This is a genomic window from Flavobacterium sp., from assembly GCF_047602195.1.
In the GTDB taxonomy this organism is placed as follows: domain Bacteria; phylum Bacteroidota; class Bacteroidia; order Flavobacteriales; family Flavobacteriaceae; genus Flavobacterium.
On the sequence record NZ_JASGHW010000004.1, the window covers coordinates 1,131,399 to 1,149,722 of the forward strand.

The 18,324-nt window shown below is 35.5% G+C and carries 16 protein-coding genes; 9 read left to right on the forward strand and 7 right to left on the reverse strand.

All coding sequences use genetic code 11. The annotated features are described in order from the left end of the window. Positions 1–76 precede the first annotated feature (76 nt). From QM717_RS11150 to QM717_RS11170, 5 genes are read left to right on the forward strand one after another with little or no spacing between them, the layout of a single operon-like run. On the forward strand, positions 77–1,975 hold the full coding sequence (locus QM717_RS11150; protein WP_415037543.1) for an SIS domain-containing protein: 1,899 nt from the start codon (positions 77–79) through the stop codon (positions 1,973–1,975). After that, complete coding sequence (locus QM717_RS11155; RefSeq protein ID WP_415037544.1) at positions 1,972–3,057, forward strand: hypothetical protein; 1,086 nt, start codon at positions 1,972–1,974, stop codon at positions 3,055–3,057. Before QM717_RS11150 ends, QM717_RS11155 begins: the two co-directional genes overlap by 4 nt. Then, on the forward strand, positions 3,057–4,943 hold the full coding sequence (locus tag QM717_RS11160) for a hypothetical protein (RefSeq protein WP_415037545.1): 1,887 nt from the start codon (positions 3,057–3,059) through the stop codon (positions 4,941–4,943). Before QM717_RS11155 ends, QM717_RS11160 begins: the two co-directional genes overlap by 1 nt. Continuing rightward, complete coding sequence (locus QM717_RS11165) at positions 4,940–6,076, forward strand: hypothetical protein (protein WP_415037546.1); 1,137 nt, start codon at positions 4,940–4,942, stop codon at positions 6,074–6,076. Before QM717_RS11160 ends, QM717_RS11165 begins: the two co-directional genes overlap by 4 nt. Continuing rightward, positions 6,069–7,118 (forward strand): PfkB family carbohydrate kinase, encoded by a 1,050-nt coding sequence (locus QM717_RS11170; protein ID WP_415037547.1) that lies wholly within the window; start codon positions 6,069–6,071, stop codon positions 7,116–7,118. The genes QM717_RS11165 and QM717_RS11170 overlap by 8 nt, the downstream gene beginning before the upstream one ends. Positions 7,119–7,126: 8 nt before the next feature. On the opposite strand, the gene QM717_RS11175 is transcribed toward QM717_RS11170, so the two are convergent. The 6 genes from QM717_RS11175 to QM717_RS11200 form a co-directional block, all read right to left on the reverse strand. Further along, positions 7,127–7,660 (reverse strand): hypothetical protein, encoded by a 534-nt coding sequence (locus QM717_RS11175; RefSeq protein ID WP_415037548.1) that lies wholly within the window; start codon positions 7,658–7,660, stop codon positions 7,127–7,129. A gap of 101 nt (positions 7,661–7,761) precedes the next feature. After that, positions 7,762–8,409, reverse strand: coding sequence for a hypothetical protein (locus tag QM717_RS11180; RefSeq protein WP_415037549.1), 648 nt, complete (start codon positions 8,407–8,409; stop codon positions 7,762–7,764). Between the two features lie 12 nt (positions 8,410–8,421). Next, positions 8,422–9,084 (reverse strand): ATPase, encoded by a 663-nt coding sequence (locus QM717_RS11185; protein ID WP_415037550.1) that lies wholly within the window; start codon positions 9,082–9,084, stop codon positions 8,422–8,424. Continuing rightward, the gene (locus QM717_RS11190) at positions 9,017–9,964 is read right to left on the reverse strand and encodes a transcriptional regulator (RefSeq protein ID WP_415037551.1); all 948 of its coding nucleotides are present in this window, start codon (positions 9,962–9,964) and stop codon (positions 9,017–9,019) included. Before QM717_RS11190 ends, QM717_RS11185 begins: the two co-directional genes overlap by 68 nt. Positions 9,965–9,970: 6 nt before the next feature. Beyond that, on the reverse strand, positions 9,971–10,264 hold the full coding sequence (locus QM717_RS11195) for a helix-turn-helix domain-containing protein (RefSeq protein ID WP_415037552.1): 294 nt from the start codon (positions 10,262–10,264) through the stop codon (positions 9,971–9,973). 99 nt (positions 10,265–10,363) lie between these two features. Next, positions 10,364–12,061: a hypothetical protein gene (locus QM717_RS11200; RefSeq protein ID WP_415037553.1), complete on the reverse strand. Its 1,698-nt coding sequence runs from the start codon at positions 12,059–12,061 to the stop codon at positions 10,364–10,366. Positions 12,062–12,361: 300 nt separating this feature from the next. On the opposite strand from QM717_RS11200, the gene QM717_RS11205 reads away from it, so the two are divergent. The 3 genes from QM717_RS11205 (at position 12,362) to QM717_RS11215 (ending at position 16,098) form a co-directional block, all read left to right on the forward strand. Then, positions 12,362–13,195, forward strand: a complete 834-nt coding sequence (locus QM717_RS11205) for an RteC domain-containing protein (protein WP_415037554.1) — start codon at positions 12,362–12,364, stop codon at positions 13,193–13,195. A 109-nt stretch (positions 13,196–13,304) separates the two neighbouring features. Continuing rightward, positions 13,305–14,897, forward strand: coding sequence for a type I restriction-modification system subunit M (locus QM717_RS11210; RefSeq protein WP_415037555.1), 1,593 nt, complete (start codon positions 13,305–13,307; stop codon positions 14,895–14,897). A 25-nt stretch (positions 14,898–14,922) separates the two neighbouring features. Next, complete coding sequence (locus QM717_RS11215; RefSeq protein ID WP_415037556.1) at positions 14,923–16,098, forward strand: restriction endonuclease subunit S; 1,176 nt, start codon at positions 14,923–14,925, stop codon at positions 16,096–16,098. Positions 16,099–16,102: 4 nt separating this feature from the next. Here the strand turns inward: QM717_RS11215 and QM717_RS11220 are convergent, their stop codons facing one another. Then, on the reverse strand, positions 16,103–17,287 hold the full coding sequence (locus QM717_RS11220) for a restriction endonuclease subunit S (protein WP_415037557.1): 1,185 nt from the start codon (positions 17,285–17,287) through the stop codon (positions 16,103–16,105). 83 nt (positions 17,288–17,370) lie between these two features. Between QM717_RS11220 and QM717_RS11225 the strand changes: the two genes are divergently transcribed. Continuing rightward, positions 17,371–18,297 (forward strand): tyrosine-type recombinase/integrase, encoded by a 927-nt coding sequence (locus tag QM717_RS11225; RefSeq protein WP_415037558.1) that lies wholly within the window; start codon positions 17,371–17,373, stop codon positions 18,295–18,297. The last annotated feature ends 27 nt before the right edge of the window (positions 18,298–18,324 follow it).

Below are 18,324 nucleotides of genomic sequence, written 5' to 3' on the forward strand. Positions count from 1 at the left end.
CTGTTGAGAATTAAATATCTGTCTTGATCTATTATTTCATTTTGTACAATATATTTACAAAAAGAAAATTATAGCATTGGGAAAACCGTTCAAACAAGAATTACAGAGAATTCAAGAAACATATACGTGGGCAGCAAATATATCTTTAGAAAATTTTGAAGGCAGCTTACAAGCGCTAAAAAATCATCATATTCTTGTTGTTGGTTCTGGAGGTTCGTCCTCTGCGTGCAGTTACCTCGCTTTACACCATAATAATAGAGGACTAATTGCTGATGAAATAACGCCTTTAGAATTACAATATCGAAAGCCTGTAATTAATAAAAATATTGCTGTTGTGTTTATCAGTGCGGGTGGTAGAAACACTGACATTCTTCTAGCATTTGAAACTGTTTTAAAACTTGAACCACAGAAGATTATCAGTTTGTGCTTGAAATTGAATTCACCTTTAAAGAAAAAAGGCGAGAATTTTTCAATTGCCGAAATTGTTGAGTTCGATAACCCCGCAGGTAAAGACGGATTTCTTGCTACTAATTCATTAATTGCATATTTCACGATAATTTCAAGAATCTATGGTAAAACACTATCAATAAAATCTCTTTTACCCGACAAAAAGTTCATTACTGATGTGTCCCACTTCGCTGGTCAGCTATATAGCGATTTTACAATCATCGTCTTATATGCAGGCTGGAGTAAACCCGTAGCTCTCGATTTAGAATCAAAGTTTTCCGAGGCAGGTTTGGGAAATATCTTAATTGCAGATTACCGAAACTTTGGCCATGGGAGACATAATTGGTTTGATAAAAAGCCATACCAGTCCGCTGTTATTTCACTCATAACACCAAAAGAAACTGAGATAGCGGAGAGAACTTTAGCGCTTTTACCTGCGTCGATTCCAGTTTTAAAAGTTTTTTCGGAATACAACGGTTCAGATTCAAGTATTGATTTGTTAGCGAAATCATTTTTTATCGTAGAATCTGTTGGACAAGTTAAAAAAATTGATCCAGGAAGGCCGGGGGTTCCCGATTATGGAAGTAAACTCTATCATCTAAAATATTCAAAATTTTATCGTGACAATTCAAGTCTTTCAGAAAAAGTCAGGTTAGCTATTTCTAGAAAATTCGGGCCGATATCCGACTATGAAAACAATACCGCCGTTCCACTTTTTGTAGACGCTTACCATGCTTTTATAAAAAAAATGAATGCCGCCAATTTTAAGGGAATTTTGCTAGATTACGATGGGACGTTATGTTCGTCAGCTGAACGTTTGACTTTCCCACGAGAAGCAATTTCCGAAAAATTAAATTACTTTTTGGAACATGGTATCGTCGTTGGCGTAGTTACTGGTCGTGGCCAATCTGTTCGAAATGTTTTACAGAACATTATTAATGAAAAACACTGGAACAAATTTATAATTGGATATTACAATGGTGCACAAATCGGCTCACTCGATAACATTGAAATTCCAATTGCCCAAAATTTGGACAATCTCTTTGATGAAATAGAGCAATGCCTGAAAAATCAACCAATAATTTCCAAATTCACCAATATTGAATTGCGAAATGGTCAAATAACCATTTTCATAAATGATAAAAATGTTTCGCAAATTATTAAAAGTATTCTGATAGACTACTTAAAGAATCGTTACGGATTTCAAATACAAATTTTAGAATCCAGTCATTCGGTTGACATTATTTCTTCGTCGACTTCAAAAAGCAGTATTATCGACTATTGTAAAGAGCACCTGCAGCCACAAAATATGAGTCAAAAGTTTTTATGCATAGGAGATATGGGAAAATTTCCTGGGAATGATTATCAGTTACTTTCAAATGAATATTCATTAAGTGTTGATCAGGTTTCCAATGATCCCAACTCATGTTGGAATTTGTCGTCAATCGGCATCAGTGGTGTCGAAAGTACCATTGAGTATTTTGATGCTATAAAGATTGCAGATAAACATTTTAAACTTCAATTATGAGACCTGCGTTAGCCGAAAAATTACTTGCCAAAATTATGATGTGGAATTCCACCGAGTTAAGTAAGGAACGCCCACTTTTACAAGCACTATCAAATTTAAAATATAATGAATACCAACAGTTTTCTATTGGAACTAGGTTTATTGAAAGTCTTGTAAAATGGTTAAGCCAATTTGCAACACTCGACGAGCGAAATGTTGCATATGACTTTTTTAAACGTCGACTGATTTTTATATCTAACGATCAAATGCTGCATTTGGTTAACATAACTTTTAGCGATAGAATAAATCCATTTTTGATTAAAAAAACTGCTTCTGAAACGCAAACAAATCCTTACCTGATTAATAAAATCACTAAAAGTGTAAGTTATACAAAAGTTCTTAGGCGCAGTTTATTCATTGGGTTGAGTGACGGCTCGCGAATCGACCAATTGCGTAGATATAGTAATTTAGATAATGAACAGGTTATTCCTACATATCAAATTAATAGTGATAAAGTTAACGATATGATAGCTAATCTTAAAAAAAGCGGTGTATCGGATAAATATAATACTATATTCTTAATAGATGATTTTACTGCCAGCGGAACAAGTTACTTTCGTATGGAAGGCGATGAGCGGAAAGGTAAAATCTATAAAACTATTAAAGATATTTTCGACAATGAAGCCCCATTAAATTCCTTAGTTGAAATGGGTGAAACGATTGACGTTAATATAATTTTCTATATAGCTACTCATGAATCAGTAGATAAATTGCGGACAGCAATAACCGAATGGAAAATTCAAAGCAATCATAAATTTAACTTCAACATTGAGGTTGTTCAAACAATTGAGGATAATGTGAAAATTGGTGAGGTAGAAGATAAAGATTTTATAGAATTGTCGAAAAAATATATTGAGAAAGAAATTGTTGATGAGCATTGGGAAAAAGCAAAACATGGAAATTATTTTCTTGGCTACAATGAATGCGCTCTTCCTCTGGTTTTGGTACATAATTGTCCAAACAACTCAATGCCGTTATTGTGGTATATTTCACCAAAAAATAGTTTTACGGGATTATTTCCAAGAATAACACGACACAAGTAATGAGCAGCAAATTAAGAAATCCGTTTAAAATTCGAGCATCGGAAAAAATTGATTCTGACGATGGATTTATAAGACTTTTCAGCCCATTAGTGCTAGAGTCTCTCAACGAAAAATTTCTATCTGGGAAGTTATGGAACGATGTGTTATATATACACAGTTCTCCTGGGGCGGGAAAATCTTCATTGATAAGGATTTTCGAACCGTCTTGCTTAAAAATCTTACTAAATAGTAAATCTGCTCCAGATTTAATTGAATTGTTCACCTTTTTAAAAAAAATTGATGCAATAACAAATCATAAAATAGAGGTTTTGGGCGTAACAATACCCTGCACAAGAAGTTATGAGATTCTCGAAGAATTAAATATTAACGATCGGCAAAAAAACCGCCTTTTTTTCTCATTATTAAATTCAAGATTTACGTTAAGCACATTGCGTAATATTTGCACTTTCACTAATAAAAAATTTCCCGATGAATTACATGAAATTGAATTTTCATATAATAATTCAGAAAATTATTTTAAAGACGATTTACCGACGAACGGAAAATTACTTTATGACTGGGCATCAAAGATTGAGAGAAACATATATAAAGCTATTGATAGTTTTCTTCCACTAGAGGACAATGAAATTGAGGGGCATGATGAACTTTTTTCCTTAATAGCTTTGACGCCAGAAAATATCACGCTTTCCGGAAATCAAATCTGCACAAGATTTTTATTTATGTTAGATGATGCTCATAAGTTATCATCGAGCCAACGTAAGCATCTTAAGCAGTATCTAGCCGAGAAGCGAGGTAATTTCAGCATTTGGATATCTGAACGTCTTGAGGCATTAGATGCATTGGAGAATATAGGATCATATTTAGAAAGGGACTACAATGAAATCGATTTGGAAAATTTTTGGAGAAAACATCCAGGGAAATTTGATAGAATTTTGCGTAGTATTTCCGATAAAAGGGCTAGTATCTCTACCGAAGATATTTCCTCCTTTCAAAGTTACCTGAATAATAATCTCAATGAAGAAAAATATACTGAAAGTTTAACTAAGTATATTGATAACAAATTAGCATCGTTTGCCGATATAGCGCAATACACGAATAAGTTTGATGATTGGTTTGAATATGCTCGCAATTTTTCAGGGACGGAGTACCAAAAAGCTTTACTTCTTAGTGAAATTGAGATTATAGTCCATAGAAATCTTGGAAAGCAACAATTGACTTTTGAGTTCCCACTTGCAGTCGAAGAATTCAGTGTTAAGGTTAGTTCCGACGTGACCGCCGCCGCTTTACTTTTTCTGTCAAAAGAGATTAATATGCCATATTATTTTGGCTTTTCCAATTTGGTAAAAGCGTCATCTTCCAATATCGAGCAGTTTCTGTCATTTTCAGGAACACTTTTCGAGGAAATGCTATCAAAGAAAATCTCTGGCGAAAATGTTTCTATTGATGATTCCGAGCAACAAAAAATTCTACATAATATTGTTCAACAAAAATGGAAAGAATTGCGTAGATTGATTCCATTTGCGGATCAAACCATAAACTTTCTAAATGCTCTCGGGGAATTTGCTAAAAAAGAAACATTTAAGCAAAACGCTCCTTATTCGCCTGGAGTCAATGGCTTTGCGATTAAGCCTGTAAATGATGCAAGGCTAATTCCGGAAGCAATTTGGACTGAGAATGAAATTTACCTACCATTGGTAAACGTTTTGTCCGCTTGTGTAGCATATAATCTTTTGGAAATTGTGACAACAAACCAAGGTAAAAAAGGTCAAATCTGGCATGTTTACTACCTAAACCGTTGGCTTTGCATTTATTTCGGACTACCATTAACTTATGGTGGTTGGCGACATAAAACTCCTAACGACTTAATCAAATGGCTTAAAAAATGAGTAATCAAAGATGGAATCCTTATGTTCTCTTGCAAAATCAATCCGTCGATGAAATGTGGTCAACGCATTTTAGCGATATACAACGAAAAATTTTGTTCGTATTTGGTCAGGGTTTTGATGTGCGAATGAATTTAGCACTAAAAAACTTAATATCGATTTGTCCGAATCTTAATATCGAATTTTGGTTAATTAAATATGATGAGGGAAAAGATTCTGCTTCACATGTCTATCAAGATCTGATTGACGAAAATATTGAAGAATTATCTGAACTACTTAGTGGTAAAAGGATTGTGACAAAGGAGATAAAGCTTTGGAGTAGTAAAGGAAAAAAAAAGAGAAGGATTGGCGACAGAGAGGCAGCAAATTTAATTTCGGAATATTCTGAAATTTCTAGCTACACTGATATTATTGTTGATATTAGCGCTCTTCCTCGTGGGGTTTATTTTTCCTTAATTGGAAAATTACTATCTCTTATTGACAAATTTGCAAATGGGTCAATAAATTTGCTTGTGAGCGTTGCAGAACACGCAGAAATAGATAATCAAATTCAAGAAAGTGCAACAGATGAAGATATCAACTACTTGCACGGATTTGGTGGAGAAATTGAATTAACTGGGGAATTGGATAAGCCTTTAATATGGTTTCCAATTTTGGGTGAAAATAAAATTTCCCACGTTAGAAAGGCTTTTGGTAAAATTACAGAAGCAAAAAGTAGAATATTTGAAATATGCCCAACCTTCCCATTCCCTTCGAGAAATCCAAGACGTTCAGATGAAATTTTAATTGAATATCACGAATTGTTGTTTGACGAGTTGGCTATCGAGCCACAAAATATAATGTATGTCTCTGAAAGAAATCCATTTGAAGCATACATCCAATTAAGTAACGCTGTTCAAAATTATAAAACTTCTCTACAGGTTATTAATGGATGTAAGGCAGCACTTTCCACTTTCTCTAGCAAGCTATTATCATTAGGTACATTGCTCGCAGCATATGAAGATCGCGATAATATAGGTGTTCTAAATGTTGACTCTCAAGGATATAATATTATTGATAAAAATAAGGTCCGAAATTTGAAAACGGAATCTGAACTTTTTGTAATTTGGCTGACCGGAGATCCATACAATGATTAAGATAAAAAAAATAACTAATAAAGACTCGATTTGTGTTGGTTCTGGACTGGTTGCATTAGACGTAATACTCAATGGCAGTCCTACGACCCCTGCCAAGTTATGTGCTGGCGGTTCATGCGGTAACGTACTTTCTATACTGGCATTTTTAGGGTGGAATGCATATCCTGTAGCTCGTTTATCAGATAATAAGGCAACAGATAACTTACTTTTTGATTTGTCGAAGTTTGATATTAACACTTCTCTTATTACAAATACAGCAGATGGAAAAACACCAATAATAATTCATAGAATCTTAAAGGATAAGAATGGTAATCCAAAACATAAATTCGAATTTAGAATTCCTGATACTAATACTTGGCTTCCTTCATACAAACCAGTTTTATCTTCTAGCGTAAGTGAAATAGTTTTCAAACAGAAAGTTAGTGATGTTTATTATTTTGACAGGGTTTCTCGATCCTCGATTGATTTGGCAAAATATTATAAAAATTTAGGCTCTTTAATTGTTTTTGAGCCATCTTCCATTAATGACAGTAGCCAATTTTCAGAATGTCTAGAATTGGCAGATATAATAAAATATTCACATGATAGAATAAGCAATTATACAGAATTATTTCCAACTCCAAAAGCGAAGCTAGAGATCGAAACGTTGGGAAAAGGTGGATTGCAATATCGTTTGAAGAATGCGGAAAATCAAGATTGGAAGACGATTCCTTCTTTTGCCGTTACTAACGTAATTGATAGTGCCGGTGCTGGTGATTGGTGTACGGCAGGAATAATAAATCAATTAGGATATAATGGGGTACAATCTTTTAATTCTTCAAGTCGTGAAGATGTTGAGAAAGCATTATCTGTCGGACAAATACTTGGAGGTATAAATTGTCAATATGATGGCGCACGTGGAATAATGTATAGCATGAATTACAAATCTTTAATAAGTTTGGCAGAAGCTTTTTTAAACAATAAGGTTATCCCGACAAATATTGAAGTTTCTGGGGTGGAAATTGTTACAATTAAAAACTTCACCTTTGATTCAATTTTGTAGTTTTAGAGTTACTCAGCTATAGAAAATTCTTTTTCAACCTTTTTCTCGCAACAAAATTTTTTATCAATAGAATTGCAAGATTTATGCCCAACATTTTGTTTGGTATTTGGTTGATCATGACTTGAGTTTGTCGATAATGTAACAATGACATTTACAAATCCTGCAACAACTACTGCAATGATAGGGAGCCATATCTTCCATTTGTCAGCCATTTCTTTTTGCCTATCATGAAGCTCAATGGCAATTTCAATCAACTTTTTAATTAAATCGAAAGACAACTCACGAATACCATTTTCGTTTGGCTCAGTTACGTGTCTTGCTATTAAAGAAATTCCATGTTCTTTCGTCTTGTCAGCCCTAAAAAATTCGGGGTGTTCAATTGCAAGTTCTGTCCATGTCAATGCAGATTTTGGAGGTCCTTGTAATTCCTCCTGCAAACCACTTTCTCCACGATGCCCTCTTTTATCTAGTCCCAAAACTTGAATAAGAGCTAAGATATCAGATAATCTATTTTCGATCAAGTAGGGCCGGTTATTGGTCATAATGCTTTTAATTAATTGCTAATATACAAAATGAGTAATTAATTCCTCGAAGAAATCGAATTGCTCCAATAACTTAATGTATTAAGATCAATTAATAAGAATCAGTACCTTTTTTTCGATTTAAACGAAATCAAATTATCTAAGAAAGCTTGTAATTCATATAAATAAATTAGTTCATTATCTTCTTGTTCGGGCAGTTGAGCAAGTTCAACAAAATTAAGATTTTCAAACAATGACTTTTCTCCAAGCAAATCCTGTAAAATTATAAAAACCACATGCAAAAGATTTTTATTAGTGCAATGCACCGTGAAATTCTTTAGATAGACTATCATATCGATTTTTTTTAAATCGTCGTATTGAAAAGGCATGAATTTAAGCTCGCTTGCTTTCAATTCTATATCCTTAAACACATAAGGCTTATCCAATCCTGCTTCCATTTCCTCAATACTTTGTGAAGGTTGAATAAAGGCAACAAATTTCCAGTTTCGTAACATTGGTGCGCGCTCGACCAAAGTAGTAACCTGGTCGAAATATTCCGGATTACCGCTCGCCGAAATTACAAGTCGCGTCGGTTCATTTTCATTTGCCGGAAACATTAGTATGCTTTCCAGATTTTCGCAATAATTGTGTAAGTGCTTATCAAGCCAGTAGATAAACATTTTTTGTACACCAGGTTTTTCATTCCTAAGATTTCTAAGGGTGTGTTCATTATAGCGGATCCAGTCCCAAAATAATATTATTGATTTCATGAGTTTATTTTTTTATCGTTTGTCTTTAGTTGTTTTATCATAAGAAATTAGGTTTACCATTTCGCGCAGACGACTTCGTACGCGCAGACCGTAATGTGTTTCTATTTCGGAAGCAGACAGGTTTGATGTTATGTGTGTCGGAATTCTTTTACTTATGAAAATGTCATATCGGCTTAGGACAATCTCTGCCATCACGTTACATTCATTCCCGAAATACTTCAGGTTATTCTCGGCGCCCAAATCGTCGAAGCAATAAATTTTCGGTTCGGATTGATATAGTTTTCCTTTGCTATATCGATGGATTATTTCATAACCGTCATTTATGAATTCAAAGCTGATATCGCGACATGGCTTTACGGAGAATTTACTTTCGACCGGCGCGAGAAATTTCATAATGTTCAGCAATGACGTTTTACCGCAGCCGACCGGACCAGTTAACAGAATGCCTTTGTCAAAATCAATATTATATTGAAATGCCGCTTGTTCATCTTTTAGAAAATAAGCTATGAGTTTATAAACTACCGGAAAATCATTTTCAATTATCCGAAAGCGCTTACCGTATAATTCAATACCTTTTCTTTCAATCCAGGAGCACACTTCGTTATAGTTATAGTGGCTCTGAATAGTCCTTGTCTGCTGATGTGTCGAGGGATTTTGTCCTGTCTGTTCGTTCATTGGTAGTAAATTTTGGAGCGTTTATCATCCAGTTACGCGCAGCTGCCGGCCAGTCGGCCATAGGCGTTTTGCCGCCTACTAACCAACCAATGCTTGTGAAGTAATTGAAGAACTTGCTGGCTTCGAGTTCCGGATAATTTTGTTCACGGAAGTAGATAAGCACTTCTTCAATCGTGGGGCTTCGCTGTAGTTTATCGGGGATAAGTTCGGGCGGTTTTTCAGCCTGATCTAAGAACAGGCTTCGGACATGCTCGACGCTTTCCTGTTCATGCGGGGAAATCGATGCACTTTCTTCTTTTTCTTTTTTCGCGGAACTTTTTTCTTTTTCTTGAGTATCGCTTTTTAAAAAACCTGGAATATCATCTTCAATTTTTTTTGCGTACTCGCCCAAGTTTGAGCCGTTTGAATCGTTTAAAAGGTTTGTATTGTTTGTATTGTTTGTATTGTTTATAGAAGGTACTAATGCTTGTTCACTAACCTGTTCATTACTTGTATCGTCAGTTGTTTCAAGCTTGTTCGCTACTTGTTCTGCGAGAAGTTCAAAATTTGAAGTAGCTGTACGTTCGTTTCGTGGAATGGGCTTGAGTTCGTCTGAAAAATTGAATAAGTACACATGACTGCCTCTATAGGGATTGAATGACGGCTCGTACTTAATATACCCATGCGAGTCCAAAAGTTTCAGGCAACGGTGATAGGTGGCCAACGAACTGATTTTGCTTATCCTCATGATCTCGTGCCTGGAAATGCTGATTGGATTGCGGAAACGATTGACATTCCAAAATTGGAACAGTGCTATATATAAGCTGACGTGTGTTGGGTTCAACAGCTTATCTTTGGCGACTTTATCGAAAAAGCCGGTCAGGTGCTTAATGTAGTTCATGGGGAATTACTTAGTATTAAAAAGCGTACGTTCTGAACTTACTTTGTTAAGTTCGAGAAGCTTTTCGATATCCTGATGGGCGTAGTAGATGATGCCGCCGATTTTGGTGTAAGACAGTGTCTTATTTATGCGCAATGTCTGGAGCGTTCCGGGGGAAATATTCAGTAGTTTTCTGACCTCTGTTGATTTTAACCACTGCTTGGCTTGTTGCGGTTTCGCTTGAAGGATTTCCTTTAGGTCTTTGAGGAGTAATGTGCGGAATTCGTTTAGGTCTTCCCGTGTGATGATTTCGACTGCCATAACATTAGATTTAAGTTGTTATGGCGCAAATTTGTTGCGATTGAATTGTTTTATTTCAGAAGCAAATCCGAAGTTCTGTACGATTTATCGCAAAATATTTCAATTCTTAGTCTGACTTTGCTTTTTGAGTTCGCGGATGAAGTAAACCGGATTGAGTTCAGTATTTTTCTTGAAAGCTTCTTTGAACTTCTGCGGCGACTTGAAGCCCGCTTCTTCGGTGAGCGCCTTGATTGTGTAGTTGCGGTATTTGCTGTCGGTCTTTAATCGGTTGACTATGTAGTCAATTCTTAGATCATCTATGTATTCGATGTATTTTTTCTTGCGGGTCTCGCAAATTATCCGTGAGGTGTATCGCGTATTGCAATCGACTATAGCGGCCATTTTATTGAGATTAAAGTCCTGGTCGAGAAATGCGTCGCCTTCCTCAAACTTTTCCAATTTCTTTGAGACGGCTTCGATGATTTCAGGTTTTATAATCTGGTCTCCATCCACGATTTTGTCTTTACTGACGATTGGCAACGCTGTGCGGTCTTTGTGTGAAATCACACCTTTAAACTTTTGCCTTCTTAGTTTGCGGCGCTGGTATTGCTTGCATATTATAAAGCCCAAAACAATACAAACTAGTAAAAAGATGATTCCGAATATCAAGTCTAGTTTGTCCCGAAAGAATAGATGTCTTTTTAGTTCTTCCGTCGAGTCCTTAATTTTTTTCAAGTCGTATTCGCGATGCATATTCTCGGAAAGGTAGCGGAAATTTTTGCTGACGAATGTTTCGGCTTTTAGCAAGCCGGTCAGGTATTTTAATTGTTCCGCTGTATTGCCTTTGTCCTCGTAATATTGGGCCAACAGGTCATAGGCTTCCAGTACTTCATCTTTAATGAATTTTTCCTGCCGGAATAGTTCGTCTACCTTTTTGAAAAATGGAACGGCTTTCTCTTTTTCACCTAACGCCCAGTAACTACGTCCAATAAAATAATATGTTGATGATACCGTAATGAAATCTTCAAACTTTATTATCTGCGGTAGTGATTGTTGCAGCTTCTCGATTGCAACGACGTAGTTCTCCTTGAAAAACTCATTGCGGCCTTCGGCATTTTTAAAATATGGGATTGTTTTCAGTTCTTCCATATCTATGGATTCCCGATATCCTATATCAATCATATTGGTAACCAGAGCATATTCTTTAGTTTTGATATAACAAAGGCTAAGTGCGTGCAATGTCCTTAAATGCGGAAGTCCGGGTTCATTTATCTTGAAATAAGCTTCGCATTCACGGAGTAGTGCAATCGCTTCGTGGTAGTACCCCAAGTTATATTTTACGAGAGCAATTGAAAATTTAGCTTTGTGTCTTAAATACAGGTCTTCAGTCTTAGCGATAAATTTATCTGCGAGCAAATAATCATCAAGCGCCTTTGTCTGCTGCTTCAAGGAATTGTAAACTATTCCGCGTGTGAGGTAAGCGGTCCCGATTAATTTATCTTGTTTAGAACGTGCAGCTACGGAGAGCATGCTGTCGCAGTATCTCAGCCAAGATTCCTTCGGGGACTTGTGCATCATCACATTATATGCGCGAATTAAATTGTCTAGGTTGCCAGCCCTCTTCGCTTTATATAAGAACGCATTTGCATAGAGCGAATCAAGAATTTCATCATCTTCATTCTCGTCGAGCCGATCAATAACATAATCAACGGTTTTAGTTTTAAGAGTGTCAGGAATTTTAAAACCTTTATGCTGCGCGATAAGAAACTGCGCAGGCAAAAGCAATATGAAAAAGATGAAACGAAGAAATTTTATCACGTCAATAGATTGTCTGGTTGGGATGATCGGCGTGTAAAACTGCTTCGGCGTGTAAATCGGGTTTGAAATTAATACTTTAAAATCGCAACGACAATAGATAAACCTCTGCTTTGAAACTCACTAACAACCGATAATTATAACTGCTTGAAAGATAAGGCGTTGTTGCTTTTGGAATATAGCAGGATTAATTAATGCTTTATTTTTGACCAATAATATATTTCTGAATGGATAGATAGAGGAATTGGAAATCAGAACTTCTGATTTTAGATTTGGTTCGAACAAACATTACCAGTTTTCCCTATGAACGATTTTGCGACTCGGCTTTTGGAAGGGTTAGCTGCGCAGCTGAAGACTATAGAACTTGAAAAGGATTCTATTAAGGCTGCCGAAGATTCCATCAAAGCAACTATTTTGGTTTTAGAGCAGCTTAAAACTTATTTTTTGAAGTATGCATTTGATAGCAAGGTAGAAGAAATCCATTTCTTTAAAGACGTGAAACCGCAATTCGTCTGCAAGCTGATATTTTTTAATGACGTATATAATATCCAAACTAATAAACCATTTGGCGGAAACAAGTATTTGCGCAAATACTTTAATTCGGAGCTAGCCAAACTAAAATGCTATTTCAATGAAAATATTGAGTTTTATAAATATTTCCGGACTGGAAGTGTCCACTTAGATAAGAAATATTTCGTTCGTGGCAGATACGATGTAAAGCTGACGTTGGATAGTTCTTATTTTCAGGCAGACAATCGCTTTACGACCTCACACGATTTCAAGGTTGCAAAAATCTTAGCCAATGATATGTTGCAGGTTTATCTGGAAACTGAATTGTCTAAACTGGAGACAAAGTCAATGCCGTTTTCGATTCCTGACAGGCAGGTTCAAAAATGGACGGGCTCGAAAGTCGCTTTGATCGAATTGATTTATGCGTTGCACGCTGAGGGCGTTTTCAACAATGGCAACACAGACTTAAAAGAAACTGCAAAGTTCTTTGAGGAAACGTTTGATATTGATTTGGGGCAGTTTCACAGGACGTTTTTCGAAATGCGAGCGCGGAAGTCGGAGAGGACTAAATTTTTAAATTCCTTGAGAGATACTTTGGTTAGGAGGATGGATGAGGTTGATGAATAAAATATTGAAATTTATTTTCAATAAATGAAGAAATAGTTTCAGTTCAACTTTTTAAAATAACCAAATCTTAAATCGTAATTTAGCCACGAAACCATAAAAAATATTCTGAATGAGTGAGGATCAAAAAAGAGTACTGGAAACCCAACTTTGGAATATCGCTAATACTTTGCGGGGCAAAATGAATGCGGATGAATTTCGCGACTATATTTTGGGATTTATCTTTTACAAATATCTCAGCGAAAAGATGGACATTTTCGCCAACGAGATACTTAAACAGGATGGTATTCGATTCAGGGATATTGTGCCAGGTAAATCAAATAGCGAAGAATTCATTGAAGCTATTAAAGAAGAGGCCTTAGAAAAGTTAGGGTATTTTTTGAGGCCAGACGAATTGTTCTCTGAAATGACTAAGCGAGGCAGAGGAGAAAATGATGAGGATGTTGAAAAATTCGATGAACGAAAAACCAATTTCATTTTGCAAGATTTGCAAAATGTTCTCATCAATATTCAACTGAGTACTATGGGAACCGATAGCGAGGAAGACTACGAAAATCTTTTTGAAGACATGGATTTGAATAGTTCTAAACTTGGCAAAACTCCAGAGGCCAGAAATGCAATTATTGCAAAGGTACTATCGCATTTAGACAAAATTGATTTTAAACTGGAGCATACTCAACTAGATATTTTAGGTGATGCATACGAGTATTTAATTGGGCAATTTGCAAGCGGCGCCGGAAAAAAGGCTGGAGAATTTTACACTCCACAAGAGGTTTCGAAAATTCTTGCAAAAATTGTCACTAGCGGAAAACATAAATTGAAATCGGTATATGACCCAACATGCGGCTCAGGATCTTTACTTCTGCGGGTGGCCAGAGAGGTTAAAGATGTTGCTATGTTTTACGGTCAGGAGATGAATCGCACGACCTACAACCTTGCAAGGATGAACATGATTTTGCACGGCATTCATTATCGAAAATTTGATATAAAACAGGAAGATACTTTAGAGCATCCGCAACATTTAGACGATCTCCCATTTGAGGCAATTGTCGCAAATCCGCCTTTCTCGGCTAATTGGAGTGCAAATCCAATTTTTACTTCGGATGATCGTTTTAGCCAATATGGGAAACTTGCCCCAGCCAGCAAAGCGGACTTTGCGTTCGTACAGCATATGATTTATCATTTGGCGGAAAATGGGATAATGGCAGTTGTCCTGCCCCATGGGGTGTTATTCAGGGGTGCCGCTGAACAACATATTCGTAAGTACTTGATTGAAAATAAAAATTATTTAGATGCCGTCATTGGCTTACCACAGAATGTTTTTTATGGTACAAGCATACCAACGTGTATTTTGGTATTTAAGAAGTGCCGCGAAAATCCGGATGATATTTTATTTATTGATGCGAGCAAAGAGTTTGACAAGGTTAAAACCCAAAATATATTGCGTGATGAACATATCGACAAGATAGTTGATACCTTCCGAAATAGAAAAGTAATACCAAAGTACAGTTATCTGGCATCGTTAAAGGATATTGCGGATAATGATTATAATCTTAACATTCCTCGTTATGTTAACACCTACGAAGAAGAAGAACCGATTGATATTTTTGCGGTAATGCGTGAAATAAAAGAGCTGGAAGCCAAGCGCGCAGGGTTGGATAAGGAGATTGACGTTTATTTTAAAGAACTGGGATTGGTTTTCTAGGCAGCAATCATTTTAATAAAATTTAATGGAAGAACAGGGTAAAAAAGTTACAAAGGTTCCTAATTTGAGATTTCCTGGATTTGAGGGAGAGTGGGAAACTAAGAAATTGGAGGAAATTGCTAATAAAGTCAATAGCGGGAAGACACCGCTAGGGGGTGAAGCTGTTTATACAAAGGACGGTGTACTTTTTATACGAAGTCAAAATGTAAACAACGACCGGTTAGAATTAGACAATTCTGTTTTTATTCCAGAATCTGTAAATAACCAAATGAAAAATAGTATTGTTAGGTCTAATGACATACTTCTTAACATTACAGGGGCATCGTTAGGAAGAAGTTGCGTTGTTCCTGAGGATTTCAAAATGGGAAACGTCAATCAACATGTCTGTATCATAAGATTAAAACAACAATACTATCCAAGATTTGTTCAGTCAATATTTTCCTCATATAAAGGCCAAACCATTTTTAAGAGTTTACAAACTGGGAGTGGTCGAGAAGGATTGAATTTTGAGAGTATTAGGGGACTCAAACTATCTCTTCCTCACAGAAATGAACAAGAAAAAATTGGAACACTTTTGTCACTTATCGATGAACGGATCAAAACCCAAAACAAAATAATTGAGGGTTTAGAAACATTAAAGTCCACGTTAATGAATAAAGTATTTTCTCAGCAATTGAGGTTCAAGGACGGTAACGGAAATGACTTTTCAGAATGGTCAGAATCAAAAATCGGTGATATTTTGAAAATTGGAAACGGGAAAGATTATAAGCATTTAAAAGAGGGTACCATCCCCGTCTATGGAACGGGAGGTTATATGACATTTGTTAATGAATATTTATACGATGGTGAGACGGTATGTATTGGAAGAAAAGGCACAATAAATAAGCCGATGTACTACAATGGAAAAATGTGGACTGTAGACACTTTATTTTATACGCATTCTTTTCAATCGTGTATTCCTAAATTCATTTTTTACCTTTTCCAAACGATCAATTGGCTGGAGTATAATGAGGCATCAGGGGTTCCAAGTCTGTCAAAAACAACCATTGAAAAAATAAAAGTTCAAGTCCCTTTTTTAGAGGAACAGGATGTAATTTCAAAATTTCTTTCTGCAATAGACCAAAAAATCCAAGTTGAAAAAGACATTTCAGCGCAATTTAAAAAGCAAAAGAAACACCTATTACGACAAATATTTGTCTAGTTTTCTATATAAACATGTTATGTAATAAAAACTTTTTCTGCTTTTCTAATTCTCGCAAAAGTTGGATTTCAATTTCAATTTTCGAGCCGACAGCCTCTAGGAAATCTGCAATTTTAGTTTGCTCGTGCAGACTTGGAAAATGAATTAAAATTTTCTTTAAGTCACTACCGTTTATCGAATTGATAGTAGCGCCTAGATTCCTGTTAACTATCTCTCTATATTCGTCAGTATCGAACCATTGAAATATAAATTTATTGTATGGACTTCTGTAAACGGACATAAATGCCCCGAATGCGAGTCCTTCGTTATCCTTACAGATCAAAGCGTTCTTTCCGATAAGATTTTTACTTCCGTTTCTAACACAAATCAAGATATCATTTTCCTTAACCGGATTATATTTTTTAGTATTTACATAGACGTTATCGTTGAAGGCAAGACTTCTATTTTGAATATTTGAAGATCTTAGTACTAAAATACCTTTTGAGTTAATATCTTTTGGGCTATAAGTGAGTCCGTTAATAATTTCTCCAAGTTCTCCAAGTTTTTTTTTCTCCCAATTTGAAAACTGATTATTGTTTTGATCTTTAAACCTAAGCCGTTGTGAAAATATGTTTTTAGCAAGTGTAATTTTAACTACACTTAATTCCTTAATTATTTTGTTTTGGGTTTGAATTCTTTTGTCAAGTAAAGACAAAAAGGAAGAAATTTTGTTTTGTTCACCAAACTTTGGTAAACTCAAAGAAAGGGAAGCTAATTGACTTGAATACAAATGTACAACGGAAATTCCTTGGGCTAAATTGGCTATTTCCATTTTCTTCTTGCTGTTCAGATAATAAGATAAAAAGACTCCATTGTTCTCAGTTTTGATAATATTCAAGTCACTTCCTAATGCAATCCCAGACTTTAAAACACAAGAGGCTGTTGCAATATCGATTGTTGTTTCTCCAGATGCAGGAATAATAACATCATTCGATTCACTTAATACAAGGTCTGATATATCAACATTAGTTTTTGATTTGACTTCGTCGATAATTGCACCGTAATGTGTATAAAGTTCGCCGTATCTAATACATTCGGTAATTCCGGGTTCTTCAACATCACTTTTAGAAATTCCTTTTCCTTTTGAAAATGTAGCAATTTCCCCCAATTTCTTAGTTTTCCATTCATCACTAAATTCAGGAAATCTCAAATTAGGAACCTTTAAGATCCAATTTCCCTAAAGTTGCAAACAACTTTTATTTTCTTTGAGGTTAGTAACCCTTAAAAGAAAATATGAACAACAACAAAACAATTTCAGAAATTACCCATCTGTGGAAAGCAGATAAAAAAATGTATGTAAAAAAGTCTAGTTTTTCAGCGTATGTGCTTTTAACAGAAAATCATCTTTTGCCTGCATTCGGAGACAAATTTACGTTTGACGAAAAAGAGGTTCAGAAATTCGTGTTTAAGAAAATTGACCAAGGATTGAGTCAAAAAACGGTAAAGGATATTCTTATCGTCTTAAAGATGATATTGAAATTTGCGATCAAGAACAAGTGGATGGAACACAAGGCTCTTGATATACAATTTCCTACGAAACGGGAGTCAAACAACATTGAAGTATTGAGCCGATCTAATCAAAGAAAATTGATGCTGCATCTAGAAAAGCATTTTACATTCAGGAATTTGGGGGTGTTCATCTGCTTAAGTTCGGGTTTGCGAATTGGTGAAATCTGTGCTTTAACTTGGGACGATGTCGATACCGAAAATGGTGTAATACGAGTCAGGCGAACGATTCAGCGTATCTACACGATCGATGGCAATACTCGCAAGACGGAAGTAATATTAGATACACCTAAAACAAAGAATTCTATTCGCGAAATTCCGATGAGTCGAGACTTGATTAAAATGTTGAAGCCAATTAGAAAGGTTGTAAATAGTACATTTTTTGTTCTTACAAATGATATAAAGCCTACTGAACCCAGAACTTATAGAACATACTATAAGAATTTGATATTTAATCTTGACATTCCAGATCTTAAATTCCATGGACTTAGACATAGTTTCGCCACAAGATGTATCGAGAGTAAATGCGATTATAAAACAGTGAGTGTTTTATTGGGACATTCAAATATAAGCACTACCCTGAATTTATATGTTCATCCAAACCATGAGCAAAAGAAGAGGGCCATAGAACAAATGTTTCGAGGATTGAAATAACTGTTAAAACTGTTATATTTACTGCTC

What these genes read in the sequence shown, in the direction of transcription:
- QM717_RS11155 (WP_415037544.1), top strand. Translation starts at nt 1,972, where the DNA reads ATGAGACCTGCGTTAGCCGAAAAATTACTTGCCAAAATTATGATGTGG.
- QM717_RS11160 (WP_415037545.1), top strand. Translation starts at nt 3,057, where the DNA reads ATGAGCAGCAAATTAAGAAATCCGTTTAAAATTCGAGCATCGGAAAAA.
- QM717_RS11165 (WP_415037546.1), top strand. Translation starts at nt 4,940, where the DNA reads ATGAGTAATCAAAGATGGAATCCTTATGTTCTCTTGCAAAATCAATCC.
- QM717_RS11170 (WP_415037547.1), top strand. Translation starts at nt 6,069, where the DNA reads ATGATTAAGATAAAAAAAATAACTAATAAAGACTCGATTTGTGTTGGT.
- QM717_RS11175 (WP_415037548.1), bottom strand. Translation starts at nt 7,660, where the DNA reads ATGACCAATAACCGGCCCTACTTGATCGAAAATAGATTATCTGATATC.
- QM717_RS11180 (WP_415037549.1), bottom strand. Translation starts at nt 8,409, where the DNA reads ATGAAATCAATAATATTATTTTGGGACTGGATCCGCTATAATGAACAC.
- QM717_RS11185 (WP_415037550.1), bottom strand. Translation starts at nt 9,084, where the DNA reads ATGAACGAACAGACAGGACAAAATCCCTCGACACATCAGCAGACAAGG.
- QM717_RS11190 (WP_415037551.1), bottom strand. Translation starts at nt 9,964, where the DNA reads ATGAACTACATTAAGCACCTGACCGGCTTTTTCGATAAAGTCGCCAAA.
- QM717_RS11195 (WP_415037552.1), bottom strand. Translation starts at nt 10,264, where the DNA reads ATGGCAGTCGAAATCATCACACGGGAAGACCTAAACGAATTCCGCACA.
- QM717_RS11205 (WP_415037554.1), top strand. Translation starts at nt 12,362, where the DNA reads ATGAACGATTTTGCGACTCGGCTTTTGGAAGGGTTAGCTGCGCAGCTG.
- QM717_RS11210 (WP_415037555.1), top strand. Translation starts at nt 13,305, where the DNA reads ATGAGTGAGGATCAAAAAAGAGTACTGGAAACCCAACTTTGGAATATC.
- QM717_RS11215 (WP_415037556.1), top strand. Translation starts at nt 14,923, where the DNA reads ATGGAAGAACAGGGTAAAAAAGTTACAAAGGTTCCTAATTTGAGATTT.
- QM717_RS11225 (WP_415037558.1), top strand. Translation starts at nt 17,371, where the DNA reads ATGAACAACAACAAAACAATTTCAGAAATTACCCATCTGTGGAAAGCA.